This window comes from Vibrio sp. 1641 (assembly GCF_033339995.1).
GTDB lineage: Bacteria > Pseudomonadota > Gammaproteobacteria > Enterobacterales > Vibrionaceae > Vibrio > Vibrio alginolyticus.
The window spans coordinates 246,894-262,040 of record NZ_JAWOVP010000004.1 but is presented as its reverse complement, the minus strand read 5'-3'; the positions used below and the strand labels follow the sequence as shown (position 1 = coordinate 262,040).

At 45.5% G+C, this 15,147-nt stretch carries 12 protein-coding genes and 1 riboswitch; of the genes, 9 read left to right on the top strand and 3 right to left on the bottom strand.

What is annotated here, in order from left to right:
• Positions 1-85 precede the first annotated feature (85 nt).
• Positions 86-161, top strand: a riboswitch (Fluoride riboswitch).
• Positions 162-292: 131 nt separating this feature from the next.
• The 3 genes from R7Z47_RS11680 (at position 293) to dapD (ending at position 3,348) form a co-directional block, all read left to right on the top strand.
• Positions 293-985, top strand: coding sequence for an iron-sulfur cluster assembly scaffold protein (locus R7Z47_RS11680; protein ID WP_318130079.1), 693 nt, complete (start codon positions 293-295; stop codon positions 983-985).
• A 23-nt stretch (positions 986-1,008) separates the two neighbouring features.
• Complete coding sequence (locus R7Z47_RS11675) at positions 1,009-1,992, top strand: GGGtGRT protein (RefSeq protein ID WP_009707468.1); 984 nt, start codon at positions 1,009-1,011, stop codon at positions 1,990-1,992.
• A gap of 324 nt (positions 1,993-2,316) precedes the next feature.
• On the top strand, positions 2,317-3,348 hold the full coding sequence (gene dapD, locus R7Z47_RS11670; RefSeq protein ID WP_042521367.1) for a 2,3,4,5-tetrahydropyridine-2,6-dicarboxylate N-succinyltransferase: 1,032 nt from the start codon (positions 2,317-2,319) through the stop codon (positions 3,346-3,348).
• Positions 3,349-3,429: 81 nt separating this feature from the next.
• Here the strand turns inward: dapD and glpQ are convergent, their stop codons facing one another.
• Entirely contained in the window at positions 3,430-4,485 is a 1,056-nt protein-coding gene (gene glpQ / locus R7Z47_RS11665; RefSeq protein WP_025768218.1) for a glycerophosphodiester phosphodiesterase, read from the bottom strand.
• A gap of 56 nt (positions 4,486-4,541) precedes the next feature.
• Positions 4,542-5,906: a glycerol-3-phosphate transporter gene (gene glpT / locus R7Z47_RS11660; RefSeq protein ID WP_262606827.1), complete on the bottom strand. Its 1,365-nt coding sequence runs from the start codon at positions 5,904-5,906 to the stop codon at positions 4,542-4,544.
• Between the two features lie 896 nt (positions 5,907-6,802).
• Here glpT and R7Z47_RS11655 point away from each other — a divergent pair.
• From R7Z47_RS11655 to R7Z47_RS11635, 5 genes are all read left to right on the top strand, one after another.
• Positions 6,803-7,657 carry an MIP/aquaporin family protein gene (locus R7Z47_RS11655; protein WP_005380195.1) on the top strand — a complete coding sequence of 285 codons (855 nt, stop codon included), beginning with the start codon at positions 6,803-6,805 and terminating at the stop codon, positions 7,655-7,657.
• A gap of 59 nt (positions 7,658-7,716) precedes the next feature.
• Positions 7,717-9,234, top strand: coding sequence for a glycerol kinase GlpK (gene glpK, locus R7Z47_RS11650; RefSeq protein WP_005380193.1), 1,518 nt, complete (start codon positions 7,717-7,719; stop codon positions 9,232-9,234).
• A gap of 159 nt (positions 9,235-9,393) precedes the next feature.
• A complete protein-coding gene (locus R7Z47_RS11645; RefSeq protein WP_005380192.1) occupies positions 9,394-10,185 on the top strand; it encodes a DeoR/GlpR family transcriptional regulator in 792 nt (263 codons plus the stop codon).
• A 176-nt stretch (positions 10,186-10,361) separates the two neighbouring features.
• On the top strand, positions 10,362-11,921 hold the full coding sequence (gene glpD / locus R7Z47_RS11640) for a glycerol-3-phosphate dehydrogenase (RefSeq protein WP_262606826.1): 1,560 nt from the start codon (positions 10,362-10,364) through the stop codon (positions 11,919-11,921).
• 274 nt (positions 11,922-12,195) lie between these two features.
• The gene (locus R7Z47_RS11635) at positions 12,196-13,149 is read left to right on the top strand and encodes a CorA family divalent cation transporter (RefSeq protein WP_262606825.1); all 954 of its coding nucleotides are present in this window, start codon (positions 12,196-12,198) and stop codon (positions 13,147-13,149) included.
• Between the two features lie 73 nt (positions 13,150-13,222).
• Here R7Z47_RS11635 and R7Z47_RS11630 read toward each other — a convergent pair whose 3' ends face one another.
• Complete coding sequence (locus R7Z47_RS11630) at positions 13,223-14,407, bottom strand: NnrS family protein (RefSeq protein WP_005391701.1); 1,185 nt, start codon at positions 14,405-14,407, stop codon at positions 13,223-13,225.
• A gap of 182 nt (positions 14,408-14,589) precedes the next feature.
• Here R7Z47_RS11630 and R7Z47_RS11625 point away from each other — a divergent pair, with 182 nt between their 5' ends.
• Entirely contained in the window at positions 14,590-15,141 is a 552-nt protein-coding gene (locus tag R7Z47_RS11625; protein WP_042521366.1) for a gamma-glutamylcyclotransferase family protein, read from the top strand.
• Positions 15,142-15,147 lie beyond the last annotated feature (6 nt).

The following is a 15,147-nucleotide window of genomic DNA, read 5'->3' as shown; positions in this document are numbered from 1 at the left end:
TCTCTGAGAATATAAAGAACCGATTTAATATCCCAAATTGCTCTAAATTTCATGTTGCAGATTAGTGTGACTTAGATCTAGTCTAAATGGGTCCGGTGATGGGGTGCCACCGGAATCGAAAGATTCGAACCGCTGTTAAAGCTAATGACTCCTACAGAAACGAAAACAGGTCAGCCCTGTTGGAAGTGCTTTCGCTTATGTTGTGAAAGCGAGAGTTCTGTAGTGAGCAATTCAACTCTTCTCCAACCCCGCTCCTGTTTTCTCAAAAATAAAAATACACTGGGAAAACATTATGCAATATTCACACGAAATCCAATCAATGTGCCCGATTCAACGCGGCGATCTTCATGCATCTGCACCGATCCCTGTTGAAGGCGTAATGATCAATCCAAAAGACGTTATCGCGATTTCTGGTCTTAGCCACGGCGTTGGTGCTTGTGCTCCTCAACAAGGTGCAGCAAAACTGACTCTTAACGTCAAAAACGGCATCATCGAAGAAGCTTTGATCGAAACGATCGGCTGTTCAGGCATGACTCAATCAGCCGCGATGGCCGCAGAAATCCTAACTGGCAAAACCATTCTTGAAGCACTGAATACCGACTTGGTATGTGATGCTATTAACGTCGCGATGCGCGAAATCTTCCTTCAATTTGTTTACGGTCGTACTCAATCTGCTTTCTCTGAAGGCGGCTTGGAAATTGGTGCGGCACTGGAAGACCTTGGTCAAACTCAACGTAGCCAAGTGGGTACTAGTTACTCAACTAAAGCAAAAGGCGTGCGTTACATGGAGTTGGCTGAAGGCTACGTAACAAAACTCGCGCTAGACGAAAACAAAGAAGTGATTGGTTACCAATATCTCAACCTCGGCAAGATGATGAAAGCCATCAACGAAGGCGTATCTGCTGCAGAAGCCGCAGACAAAGCAACGGGGACTTACGGTCGTTTTGACGAAGCCGTAACTACCATCAACCCACGCCAACAATAATTGCCACCAAGAGGAAAGAGATTATGAACACTCCAATTACTGAATCTGTACGTCGCACATTAGACGAAATGCAACTTTCTTCTCTGGAAGAGGCTTACCAATACTGTATGGATCGTGGTATCGACCCTAAAGCACTAGTGATGGACACTCAACCTATCGCGTTTGAAAGCGCTGCCGATGCCTACACGCTAGGCACTGCTTTGGCGATTTTCCGCGGAGCAAAAACAGCAGAAGAAGCTGCAAACATCATCGGTGAAGGCCTTCAAGCCTGCACAAAACCAGGCAGCGTAGCAGAACAACGCCGAGTGGGTATCGGTCACGGTGCATTGGCGGCTCGTCTATTGAATGAAGAAAGTGGCTGTTTCGCTTTCCTTGCGGGCCATGAGTCATTCGCAGCGGCAGAAGGCGCAATCAAAATCGCATTGAACGTCAACAAATCACGCAAAAATCCGTTGAAAGTGATCCTGAACGGTTTGGGTAAAGACGCCGCTTACCTCATCTCACGCATCAATGGTTTCACTTACGTACGCACTCAGTACAACTACCAAACTGGTGAGTTAGTGGAAGTAGAACGTCGCCGTTTCTCCCAAGGTCCACGTGGTGAGATCCTTTGCTACGGTGCAGACGATGTGCGTGAAGGCGTGGCTATCATGCATAAAGAACAAGTGGATGTGAGCATCACTGGTAACTCAACTAACCCGACTCGCTTCCAACACCCAGTAGCAGGTATCTACAAAGCAGAGCGTAACCGTGAAGGCATGCCTTACTTCTCTGTGGCATCAGGTGGTGGTACTGGTCGTACTCTACACCCAGATAACGTGGCGGCTGGTCCTGCATCTTACGGCATGACAGACACTATGGGTCGCATGCACGCCGATGCGCAATTCGCGGGTAGCTCTTCAGTACCAGCACACGTAGCAATGATGGGCTTCATCGGTATGGGCAATAATCCAATGGTAGGTGCAACGGTTGCACTTGCGGTAGAGGTCGGTGAGCTAAGCCTCTAAGTCGATTTATCGCTTTACTATTCAAAGCCAGTAAATCCAACAAACCCAGTGTAGGGGGAGTGACTTCGGCCCTCCCCTTATTTTTTGCTAAGCCCCCTTCTTCAACTTCACTTTGTCTTTACCCCAAATCGGTCTGATAAGGCTTTTGCGACACATTTCTCATCAGACAAACATATCTCTAAAAAGACAAAAGGTATCCATCTACAGACTTTCTCCATTTCCCCTCTTTAAACTCCCCAATACTCTCTTTATGATGACTGACAACTTAATTATTTCTTGTCAGTGAACAGACGAGACACAAGACTCAACACATGGAGATCAACTATGGCTTTCTTCTCTCTAGCCTTTGGTACGGCAACTAAAAACCGCGACGGCAAAATCATCGAAGCGTTTTTCCCAAACCCGGTTCTTAACCCAAGCGAAGCGCTTGTTAACGCACTAGCAGCAGTAGCAGGTTATGAGCAAGGCAACCAAGCTATCGAGATCTCTGCAGCACAAAGCGCAGAACTAGCAGCAGCATTTGAAGCAAACGGCGATGCAGCAAACGCATCTTTCGCAGCAAAAGCAGCAGAATCAGCACAACCACTTGTACTGGTTATCCTTGCCACTGACGAGCAGCCACAAAGTGTTGCTGAAGGCTTCCTAAAACTTCAACTTATCTCTAACCGTCTAGTTAAGCCACACGGCACAGTACTAGACGGTATCTTCGGTCTACTGCACAACATCGCATGGACTAACGAAGGTCCAATCGATCTACCTGAACTAGCAGAGCGTCAAATTGAAGCTCGCCTAGCGGGTCGTGCACTAAGCGTAGATTGCGTAGACAAGTTCCCTAAAATGGTGGACTACGTAGTACCAACTGGCGTTCGTATCGCTGATACTTCTCGCGTACGTCTTGGCGCACACGTTGGCGAAGGCACAACAGTAATGCACGAAGGCTTCATCAACTTCAACGCGGGTACAACAGGCGTGAGCATGGTTGAAGGTCGTATCTCTGCTGGCGTAGTGGTTGGTAACGGCTCTGACATCGGCGGCGGCGCATCTATCATGGGCACACTATCTGGCGGCGGTAAAGTTGTAGTTTCTATCGGTGAAAACTCTCTACTAGGCGCGAACGCAGGTCTTGGCTTCCCAATGGGTGACCGTTGTACTATCGAATCAGGTCTGTACGTAACTGCTGGTTCTAAAGTACGCATGCTAGATTCTGCTGGCCAAGAAGTAGAAGTAGTGAAAGCACGCGATCTTGCAGGTGTTTCTGACCTACTGTTCCGTCGTAACTCTGTAACAGGTCAAATCGAGTGTCTTGCTAACAAGAGCGCGGTTGAACTGAACAGCGAACTGCATAAAAACAACTAATTCATTCGTGAATTAACCCTACGAAAAATCCCCCAGCAGGAAACTGTTGGGGGATTTTTTAGCTTACAGCAAAATGCGTGATTACTGATTTAAAAAGCTGACCGCTTTATCTGGGAAATCAGTAAACAAACCATCCACTTTTACTTGGTTGTAGTACACATCCATCATGCCTTCAAAGCTGTCAGTGTACGCTGGAATGCGTCCTGGATCGGCGCGGAACGTGTATGGATGCACTTGCAAGCCAGCGTCTTTTGCAGCCTTCATCAACGGCTTGATGATGATATTGTCTTTGGTTGACTTATCATCCACCAGCATCGGCTTCCAAGGTCCAATTCCTTCCGCGTAACTCGCTACTTTCTTCATTCCGTCGGCTTCGAACATCCAGTCATAACTGTATGGTGTTGCCTTGTCGCCTTTGTACACCATAGTTTCGTTCCAGTCCGTGTAAGCCATAAGCTGAACGAGCTTTAAGTCCATGTCCATTGCAGGCATGAGTTCACTGTTGATGCGTTGAAGTTCATTCGCATCAAAACACTGAAGGTAGACTTTGTCGTCTTGAGAGCCGTAACCGTACTGCTTCAAGACTTTAAGTACTGCTTTAGAAATGTCCTTACCTTCATGACGATGGAACCAAGGCGCTTTAATTTCTGGGTAAATACCGATGTCATAACCCAGCGTTTTGTTTAAGCCTTGGATCAGCTCAATCTCTTCAGCAAACGTCGGCACGGTGAAATCAGATTTCCACATAGGGAATCGGGTTGGATAGCCCGCTACTTTGTTGCCTTTGTCATCGATATTAAAGCCTTCAGTTACTCGCAAGGATTTGATTTCCGCCAGAGTGAAATCAATCGCGTAATAACGACCATCTTTACGTGCACGATCAGGAAAACGCTCCGCAACATCCGTTACGCGATCGAGATAATGGTCATGCAACACGACCAACTGGTCATCTTTCGTCATTACCACATCTTGCTCTATGTAGTCAGGTTTCATTGCGTAAGCAAGTGCTTTGGCTTCTAGCGTGTGCTCAGGCAAGTAGCCCGATGCGCCACGATGCGCAATGACAAGCGGCTTCGCAATCGCACCAGCAGAGAGGCTAAGTGCTAAAAAAGTAAGACATACTGACTTTGTTTTCATTGTTATTTCCTTGATAAAGCGAAGAGGCAGTATTCCACTGCCTCTTTAAATAAATATTACGCTAGCGCTTCCTTCTCGCGCTCTTTTTGCTCGTGGTGCGCACGCTCACCTAAGAAGGCGTACATCAAACACACGATAGAAGTAATACAAGAACCCACTAAGATGATAAAGCCACCATCCCAGCCAAAGTGGTCTACGGTGTAGCCCAAAATCGCGTTTGCGGCAACTGCCCCACCCAGGTATCCAAACAGACCAGTAAGACCAGCGGCAGTACCTGCGGCTTTCTTCGGAGCGAGCTCAAGTGCGTACAAACCGATCAGCATAACCGGACCATAGATTAGGAAGCCAATTGCAATAAGCGCCACCATATCTACTGTTGGGTTGCCCGCAGGGTTAAACCAATAAACCATCACTGCAACTGTCACTAGCACCATAAATAAGATACCAGCAGGTGCACGACGACCTTTGAACAATTTGTCAGAGATCCAACCACACAATAGTGTTCCTGGAATGCCAGCCCATTCGTATAAGAAATAAGCCCATGACGATTTATCTACCGAGAAATCCTTCGCTTCTTTTAGGTAAACAGGTGCCCAGTCCAGTACGCCGTAACGAATTAGGTAAACAAATGCGTTTGCAATTGCAATCGACCAAAGAAGTTTGTTGTTGAAGACGTATTTGAAGAAGATTTCCTTCGCTGTCATTTCTTGTTCATGGGACTTGTCATAGTCATCTGGGTAATCGTCTTTGTACTCTTCAATCGGAGGCAGACCACAAGACTGAGGGGTATCGCGAACCGTCATCCAAACAAACACAGCAACCAACGTGGCGAAAAATGCAGGAACATAAAATGCAGTGCGCCAATCATCATTAAATGCCCACAGGCCAAGAATAAATAGTGGACCAATCAAGCCGCCACCCACGTTGTGCGCCACGTTCCAAACCGAAACGATCTCACCACGCTCTTTACGTGACCACCAGTGCACCATGGTTCGGCCACAAGCAGGCCACCCCATCCCTTGGAACCAACCGTTTAAGAAAAGCAAAATGAACATCGCAGTGACGCTACCAGTCGCCCATGGCATAAAGCCAAAGCAAAACATCACTAATGCAGACATCAATAGGCCGCCACTAAGGAAATAGCGAGGGTTGGAGCGGTCTGAAACGCTGCCCATTAGAAACTTAGAGAGACCATATGCAATGGAAACAGCTGCCAAGGCGACACCTAAGTCTCCGCGGCTAAAGCCTTGCTCGATAAGATAAGGCATCGCCAAACTGAAGTTTTTACGAACTAGATAGTAACCGGCGTAGCCAACAAAGATACCGATAAAGAGTTGCCAACGGAGGCGAGAGTAGGTGCTATCGATGCTGCCAGGGGACAGACGATCAATGTGCGCCTTAGGTTTGAATATTCCAAACATAGGAACCTCATTATTTTGTATGCGATGGTAAAAACACAAAAGGAGCGAACGAAACAAAATAAATCTTCGTTCGAAAGTTCATGAATTGTATGGAGTTAGGATTTTATTTCTGTGACAAATGTTGCACATGGATTAAATATAAGTAAATACAGTAAATTATATGAGCATTAATTAGATCATCGTTCAACTTTACTCAAGATTCGTTAATATGAAACTGATGTTCAAACCTCTCACTTGAGCATTCCAATTCGAAACCTTTGAAACAAAGGCTCGAATTAGAACATAAACTAACCGTAAAAAGGGCGATTTACGCCTGCCCTACTCGCTCCGAACCAACTAATAACTAAAAAGCTGAAAAACGATCACGTTTAGCATCAAACGAAATAAAAAAAACAATTTTTATTTGAATACAAGCCGAAGCAATGATTCACAAACACAAGACATTAACAGCGTTTATTCTCTTATCAACTCATCCTATTGGTACCAATGGGATGACGATTGTTTCTAAAAGTCCAAACATGACAGCGTATTTTTTATATCACTGCTATCCCTTGATACATTTGACATTCCGCTACTCCTTTAGGGTTAATTGCTACACAAGTTCTGTGCAATAAATCTCCAAGCACGTAGCAGCTTCACAAAACTCCTCTTACCAGTTGTGCATTCTTTTTCACATCGGTAATTTGAGCGCTCTCAACACTGGCCTCGTGACAAATAAATTATTTTCGTTGTGTTCTTTTCCGGTTAAAAGATGCGCCATTTAACAAAAACGAAGACTTTGATTAACAAATTTATGCTCAAACGCTCATTTTTAACGCTCGTTTGTTTTCGCAAACGTTTATGTATGCACAATAGTATCGTGCTAGACAGGCAAAAATGATCAAAGGACTTTTAACATGACAACGAACAAACACCCCTCTCTGCTCGGAGAATGTTTGGCCGAGTTTATCGGTACAGGACTACTTATTTTCTTCGGCGTAGGCTGTGTTGCAGCCTTAGTTCTAACAGGCGCATCATTTGGACAATGGGAAATCAGTATTGTATGGGGCTTCGGTGTCGCCATCGCTATTTACTGTACGGCTGGCGTCTCTGGTGCACACATCAACCCTGCCGTTACCATCGCACTTGCTATGTTCCATGGTTTTGATAAGGCGAAAGTGGTGCCATACATTATCGCTCAAATGCTTGGGGCATTCTGTTCTGCTGCATTGGTATACAGCTTATACAGCAACCTTTTCACCGACTACGAAATCGCTCATAACTTCGTTCGCAGCAGCCAAGATGCACTAGCAACTGCTGGTATCTTCTCAACCTATCCGCATGCCTCCCTCTCTTTCTTTGGTGCTTTTGCTGTGGAATTCGTTATCACTGCTGTGCTGATGTTTGCGATTCTGGCTCTGGGCGATGAAAATAACGGCGCGGCACGTGGCGCAATGAACCCTCTATTGATCGGTATTTTGATTGCCGTCATCGGTGGTTCACTTGGCCCACTAACAGGCTTTGCTATGAACCCTGCTCGTGACTTTGGACCGAAGCTGTTCGCTTACTTCGCAGGCTGGGATTACGCTCTGACAGGTGCTAAAGACATTCCTTACTTTATCGTGCCTTTACTTGCTCCGATTGCAGGTGCATGTTTTGGAGGTTGGTTGTATCCAAAAGCGATTGCCGCTTACCTTCCACAACAAGGTCACGGTTGCACGATTCCAAACCAATGTGAGACGGAAGAAGAAACAGAAGAAGCTAGAGCTTAAAACTGACGTAACTCGAACATTTACTAAAATATAAATAACGAAACAAAAGGATTCTTACCATGACTGAGCAAAAATACATTGTTGCCCTAGACCAAGGTACAACAAGCTCTCGCGCAGTGATTCTTGATCATGATGCGAACATCGTAAGCGTCGCGCAACGCGAATTTACTCAGATTTATCCAGAAGCTGGTTGGGTTGAACATGATCCAATGGAGATCTGGGCAACACAAAGCTCTACCTTAGTAGAAGCTCTAGCTAAGTCTGGCATCCGTAGCGACCAATTAGCGGCTATCGGTATTACTAACCAGCGTGAAACGACTATCGTCTGGAACAAAGAAACAGGTAAACCCGTTTACAATGCGATTGTATGGCAATGTCGCCGTACTGCTGATATCTGTGAAGATTTAAAAGCACGCGGTCTCGAAAACTATGTACGTGACAACACTGGTTTGGTGCTTGACCCTTACTTCTCCGGTACCAAAGTTAAATGGATTCTGGACAATGTTGAAGGCGCACGAGAAGACGCAGAAGCAGGTAAGCTGTTGTTTGGTACTGTCGATACTTGGTTAGTTTGGAAGATGACTCAAGGTCGCGTTCACGTAACCGACTACACTAACGCATCGCGTACCATGCTGTTTAACATCAACGATCTATGTTGGGATCAAAAAATGTTAGATGAGCTTGGCATCCCAGCATCTATGATGCCAGAAGTGAAGCGCTCATCGGAAATTTACGGTAAAACCAACATCGGTGGTAAAGGCGGTACTCGTATTCCTATTTCTGGAATCGCAGGTGACCAACAAGCAGCGCTTTACGGCCAAATGTGTGTTGAAGCGGGTCAAGCGAAAAACACTTACGGTACGGGTTGTTTCTTGCTAATGAATACTGGCCAAGAAAAAGTCACTTCGACACATGGCCTTCTAACTACTTTGGCTTGTGGTCCTGCAGGCGAACCAGCTTATGCACTTGAAGGCGCCGTATTCATGGGTGGAGCTTCTATCCAATGGCTACGCGATGAATTGAAAATCCTAAACGGTGCAGAAGACTCTGAATACTTCGCGACAAAAGTGGATACATCAAACGGCGTTTATGTCGTGCCAGCATTTACTGGTTTAGGCGCTCCATACTGGGATGCCTACGCACGTGGCACGATTGTCGGCCTTACTCGCGGTGTGAATTCAAACCATATCATCCGTGCAACATTGGAAGGCATCGCTTATCAAACTCGTGACGTACTGGATGCGATGCAAGCTGACTCAGGCATTAAGCTTGCGAACCTTCGCGTCGATGGTGGTGCAGTAGCGAACAACTTCCTAATGCAATTCCAATCCGATGTATTGAACACAGAAGTACACCGCCCTCAAGTAACTGAGGTTACCGCTCTTGGTGCAGCCTACCTTGCCGGCCTTGCAGTTGGTTACTGGGATAGCATTGATGAGTTGCAGAATAAAGCGGTACTTGATCGCACCTTTGAGCCACACGATGATGAAGAAAAACGCAATCGTCGTTACAAGGGCTGGAAACGTGCAGTGAAATGTGCACAAACCTGGTCTGAACTTCACGACGAAGAAGATTAATCTCATCTCCATAAGAAAAAAAGAGCGCCATTTGTGCGCTCTTTTTGCGCTTTATCCCCGATTCCTGAACTCGCTTACTTCTCACAACGAGCAAATTCGAGCACAATAGAGCTTCGAATTTGAAGCATTGGCCGTTACCAATGCACAAGGGAGTGGTAAGTGAAGCAAATACCTCGACACCAGCAGATTGTTGAGCTGGTGAAAAAACAAGGCTATGTCAGCACGGATGAGTTGGTAGAAAGATTCAATGTCAGCCCACAAACCATCCGACGCGATCTCAATGAACTCGCCGATGACAACAAAATTCGTCGTTATCACGGTGGAGCCACTATTCCTCTCAGTTCTGAAAACACATCTTACAACACGCGTAAAGCGCTCAACTTCAATGAAAAAGATGTCATTGCAGACGAGGTAGTCAAACACATTCCAGATGGTGCCACACTATTCATCGATATTGGCACCACACCAGAAGCAGTTGCGCGAGCGCTCAATAAAAACCATAAACAGTTGCGTGTTGTCACCAACAACATCAATGTTGCGACCATTCTTTTCCCTAACCCTGAAATCAAAGTCATCTTAGCGGGTGGAGAAGTCCGCAGCAGAGACGGCGGTATTGTTGGCGAGGCTACCCTCGATTTCGTTAAACAGTTCCGTCTCGACTTTGGTATTCTCGGCATTAGCGGTATCGACTTCGATGGCTCGCTATTAGACTTTGATTACCACGAAGTCCGGGTAAAACAAGCGATCATTGACAATAGCCGTAGTGTATTTCTTGCCGTAGACCACACCAAGTTCGGGCGCAATGCTATGGTGAAACTAGGCAATATTGCACAGCTCAACATGATCTTTACCAATAAGCAGCCACCAGAAGAAATCTTGTCAATTTTGAAGGAAGCTTCTATCCCACTTGAAGTGGTTGAAGCTAACGAATCAAACTCCGAAAACGAGTAACGTCAATCGTATAATTCCCCCTCAAATGACCTCTGTCTTAATTAGACAGAGGTTTTTTTGTGTCTAAATCACACAAAACGCTCACAAACGAAAATAATAGATGATCACAAACGAAACCTGAGCTAGGATTACATTATGTTCTAAAATGCTCGTTCGCTCACCAAGAGGTCAAATTTATGAGTATACAAAATAATGCTTCCACTACTAGCTCATCCACTACCTTAGACTTGATCGTAATCGGTGGCGGCATTAACGGAGCTGGTATTGCGGCAGACGCAGCAGGCCGAGGTTTGAGTGTTGGCTTATATGAAGCAAATGACTTCGCATCTGCGACTTCTTCAGCAAGTTCTAAACTGATACACGGCGGTTTACGCTACCTTGAACACTACGAGTTTCGTTTAGTTTCGGAAGCGCTCGCAGAGCGTGAGGTTATTCTTCGTAAAGCACCACACGTCGCACTACCAATGCGTTTCCGTTTACCGCATCGCCCATTCCTACGCCCAGCTTGGATGATTCGTTGTGGCCTTTTCCTTTACGATAACTTGGGTAAACGTACGACGCTGCAAGGCAGTAAAACCGTCAACCTTGCGAAATCTGGCTTGCTAAAACCAGAAATGAAAACGGGTTTCGAATACTCTGACTGTTGGGTTGATGATGCGCGTTTAGTATTACTGAACGTTCTTGCGGCTCGCGAAAACCATGCTGAAGTGCGTAACTACTGCCGCGTGGAAAAAGCACACCGTGAAGGTGGTATCTGGCACGTTACTATTCACGATGTGATGACAGACCAACGTTTCGAACGTAAAGCGAAAGCGTTAGTCAATGCAGCGGGGCCTTGGGTAAAACAGTTCTTTGATGATGGATTAGAGCAAGCCTCTCCTCGTAACATTCGCTTAATCAAAGGCTCGCACATCGTTGTTCCTCGTATCCACAACGAACCGCAAGCCTACATCCTTCAAAACAAAGACAATCGCATCGTATTTATGATTCCTTACTTAGATAAGTTCTCAATCATTGGTACAACAGATGTGGAATACAAAGGTGACCCTCGCGAAGTGTCGATCTCAGATGACGAAGTCGATTACCTCATTGATATCGTAAACCAACACTTTGTCCACCAGTTGACTCGCGAAGATGTAGTTTGGACATACAGTGGTGTTCGTCCTTTATGTGACGATGAATCTGACTCTCCGCAAGCAATCACACGAGACTACACGCTAGAGCTCGATGCGGAATACGACCATGCACCTCTGCTGTCTGTTTTTGGTGGTAAGTTAACGACCTACCGTAAGTTAGGTGAAGCAGCAATGAAAAAGCTAGCTCCGTTCCTACCTGAAATGGGTAAAGACTGGACTGCCAACCAAACCCTTCCTGGTGGTAACTTCAGCTGTAGTCGTGAACAATTAGCTAAACAAATTCACGCTAAATACACTTGGGCGCCAGAAGCATTGATTCTTCGTTATGTCACACAGTTTGGTACCCAAACGTGGAACTTAATGGAAGGTACAACAAGTGAAGCTGACTTAGGACAAACGTTCTCGACACAAGCCGGTGGTGTTTACCAACGTGAGATCGATTACTTAATGAACAATGAAATGGCAATGAGCGATGAAGACATTTTATGGCGCCGTACTAAGCTTGGTCTTTACATGAACGAGGAAGAAAAACAGGCCTTAACGGACTATTTAAAGAAAAAGCTACAACAGAAAGTGGTTAATCTTTCTCAAGTTGGCTAACAGCTCCCCTCCCTCCCCCACAATAAAGCCTGCTTAGTTGCAGGCTTTTTGTTTTGTTGTTTAAGCACAACATTTTGGTGCGCTCCACTCGATTGCAAATAAGAACAACTATTCATAGACATTTGGCGTTAAATACAATCATACTCATTTGAAAAATAATGCATCAATGACTTCAGAGTACCGTACTCAGAGCATTGCCTTTGTATGGCAAGCAATTCTCGCGAAAGAAGTATCTTGAGGTTATTTTGGTATCGGCTCAAACAAGGAAAAGAAAATGGGTTTTATGATTGAACATTGGGACTTCTCAACCCCAGAAGCAACTCAACAATCCACCACGGCAGAGCAAATTCAAGCTAAGCATTGGTACCATTGCGAACGGCTGCATCCTGATATTCGTGGTTGGCTGGAGCAGAACCAAGTACCTCGTGCAACGGTTGATCATCTATTAGCCGACGAAAGCCGACCATCTTTCCATCCTTTGGATGACGAGAACTTCATGTTGATTTTACGAGGCGTCAATATGAACGGCAATGCATCACCAGAAGATATGCTTAGTATTAGAATTCTCTACTTTCAAGGCGCACTCATTTCAACTCGTAAAATTCCATCACGCGCGATCATGGAGATTCGCCAAGCATTAGCTGAACGCAAAGGCCCAAAAAGTCTTGCCAGTTTACTTCATCAGATCATTGAAGGATTAAACAGTAAAATAGACATTTACCTTGATACGATTGAAGAAACACTAAACCAGTTCGACGTGAATGATGAGTCGACGTACAAACATATGGCGACTCAAAAAGCACTGATTTCTATCAAGCGTTTTATTCGCCCTCAGCAGTACGCTATCCGTGATCTTGTGGAGTCAGAATCAGAATTGATTGCTTTGAGACCTCATCAATATCGCTTCGCACACAATAATATTACGCGCATAAATGAAACACTTGAGTTTTATCTTGGAGAAGTGGCGCTTTTCCAAGAAGAGATCAAACATCATCGTGATGAGAAAACCAATAAAAACAGTTACCTGTTTACTTTGGTAGCAACGATTTTTCTACCAACCAGCTTCTTAACAGGTTTACTCGGTATCAATGTTGGTGGAATGCCAGGCGTGGAATCCACCATGGCATTCACCTGGTTCTGCATCGCCTTAATTGTCATTTTTGGTCTAGAGTGGTGGCTATTTAAACGCTTGGGGCTCACGAATAAAGCGGACGACGAAGACGAATAAACACTAAACCTATAAAGAACAAAAACCAAAAGAGGAGCACGCGGCTCCTCTTTTCTCTACTCACATTAGAATCTTATCCGGGGTGACCATCCACACGAGGGGTCACAAGCATCACACCAAAGCGCCACACAAATAGCCCAAACGCAACAATCCATAATCCGCCGCTGATATCAATCCACAGTATCATGTTCGCTGGATCAAAGATCACGGCGAAACTGCGAACCAAAGCTGCCGCGGTAATTGCTGCAAACGCAAGGCTCATGTTTGGCCCTTTGTAGATCATGCGACCAGTATGTCCCATCGTCACCCGTGTAATCATCGCTAAAATCAAACCGCCTAACGCACCTATCGCAAACAGGTGAATGAGGTTATGGCTGGCAAATGCATCTCCCCAGACGCCTCGCAAAATTAAGCTTAGTGGTAAACACAAATACGCAGCATGCAGCGACCACACTAAAGGCTCGCTCAGGGTTAACCAAGGTTTCCAGCGAACAAAACGCACCAACTGAGCAACACCTGCAAATAGCATCAAAGGACTACCTAGTTCTGCAAACGTCACAGGGAAAAAGCTCAGCACAAATAGCATTACCAATGGCAAGTTCGCGAACCACTCTAACCAAGCCAATGGTTGCGCTTTTTCGAAATTAAATCGACGCGCAGTAAAAAATGGAATCACACGTCCGCCCATCACTGACAACAGCAAGGTAAACCACCACAGCATTGCTTGCCACACCGCTGAAGAGCTAAAGGGCGGCATACCTTTTATCGTTGCGTAGCTTGCAAAGTTCGCAAAGATGGCTAAAAGAAACAGTGGAACGAAAAACAAATTACGCCAACCTTTGGCTCGATACACACGAATGCCCACCTCATAGGCGACAAACAGTAAAAATACCGCTTCGATACTGCTGGTTAACCATAACGGTGCTGGTGTCCAAAGCAATATGCGGGGCACTAACCACAAGCCAAATAAAGCCAGAAGCATGTAATGCTTGGTACCATTAATGCCAGTCCAGTTTTGTACCGCGGTCAGTACAAAGCCAACTACAATGGCCATCGAAAAACCGAACAACATTTCATGTACGTGCCACCACAATGCAGGCACGGCTAATGCGTTTGGCTGTCCGCCTTGGAACATCCACACCCACAACGCAATCGCAACAATGGCGTAAATCGACCCAAACAGAAAAAACGGCCGAAAGCCTAATCGCAGCCATGCGGGGATTTTTTCTTCTACTTTTTTATCGGTGATATTCAGCATTATCTTGCCCTCAAGCGTCTCTCGATGCTGGTTAACTCAACTACATATTGATGCTACCATAAACATGTATAAAAAATACATGTTTATGGTTGAGATTATACTTAAGAGGTAAAGTTGTGCTTCAGATGCGGGTTAGGTATAAACATGAGAGGCACAACTATCAGTTAAGGGATGCAACGGCAATGTACATATTTGGCTATGGCAGTTTGATTAATTCTGCGTCACGTAAATTAACCGGACAAACGGGAGAAGCCATTCCCGTCATAGCACATGGGTTGGTTCGCTACTGGGGGAAGATTGACGACAGTTACAGCCTCTCTCCATTAGTGGTGAACCAAGGCGATGGACAGGTTAATGGCGTTTTACTCGAAGTGAATAAAGAAGCGCTCGCAGAATTCGATCGCCGTGAGCGAGGTTATCATCGTATTCAACTGCAGCCAGATCAAATCGAAACAGATGCGAGTTTTAACCAAGAACATGACATTTGGGTTTACGTAAAAGACGAGCCACTACCACCATGCGCAAAGAGCCCAATCATGCAAAGTTATGTTGATACCGTACTGGCAGGTTGCTTGGAAGTTTCCCACGCGTTTGCAGAGCATTTTGTGCGTCACACCATTGGCTGGCAACACGCGAAAGAAAATGACCGCCATCAACCCAAATATGGCAACCTTGCAGGCGTACAAGATCACCATTATGAGTTGATTGATAATCTGATCAAAAAAGGAGCCTAACGGCTC

What these genes read in the sequence shown, in the direction of transcription:
- R7Z47_RS11680 (WP_318130079.1), top strand. Translation starts at nt 293, where the DNA reads ATGCAATATTCACACGAAATCCAATCAATGTGCCCGATTCAACGCGGC.
- glpK (WP_005380193.1), top strand. Translation starts at nt 7,717, where the DNA reads ATGACTGAGCAAAAATACATTGTTGCCCTAGACCAAGGTACAACAAGC.
- R7Z47_RS11635 (WP_262606825.1), top strand. Translation starts at nt 12,196, where the DNA reads ATGGGTTTTATGATTGAACATTGGGACTTCTCAACCCCAGAAGCAACT.
- R7Z47_RS11675 (WP_009707468.1), top strand. Translation starts at nt 1,009, where the DNA reads ATGAACACTCCAATTACTGAATCTGTACGTCGCACATTAGACGAAATG.
- glpT (WP_262606827.1), bottom strand. Translation starts at nt 5,906, where the DNA reads ATGTTTGGAATATTCAAACCTAAGGCGCACATTGATCGTCTGTCCCCT.
- glpD (WP_262606826.1), top strand. Translation starts at nt 10,362, where the DNA reads ATGAGTATACAAAATAATGCTTCCACTACTAGCTCATCCACTACCTTA.
- R7Z47_RS11630 (WP_005391701.1), bottom strand. Translation starts at nt 14,407, where the DNA reads ATGCTGAATATCACCGATAAAAAAGTAGAAGAAAAAATCCCCGCATGG.
- glpQ (WP_025768218.1), bottom strand. Translation starts at nt 4,485, where the DNA reads ATGAAAACAAAGTCAGTATGTCTTACTTTTTTAGCACTTAGCCTCTCT.
- dapD (WP_042521367.1), top strand. Translation starts at nt 2,317, where the DNA reads ATGGCTTTCTTCTCTCTAGCCTTTGGTACGGCAACTAAAAACCGCGAC.
- R7Z47_RS11655 (WP_005380195.1), top strand. Translation starts at nt 6,803, where the DNA reads ATGACAACGAACAAACACCCCTCTCTGCTCGGAGAATGTTTGGCCGAG.
- R7Z47_RS11625 (WP_042521366.1), top strand. Translation starts at nt 14,590, where the DNA reads ATGTACATATTTGGCTATGGCAGTTTGATTAATTCTGCGTCACGTAAA.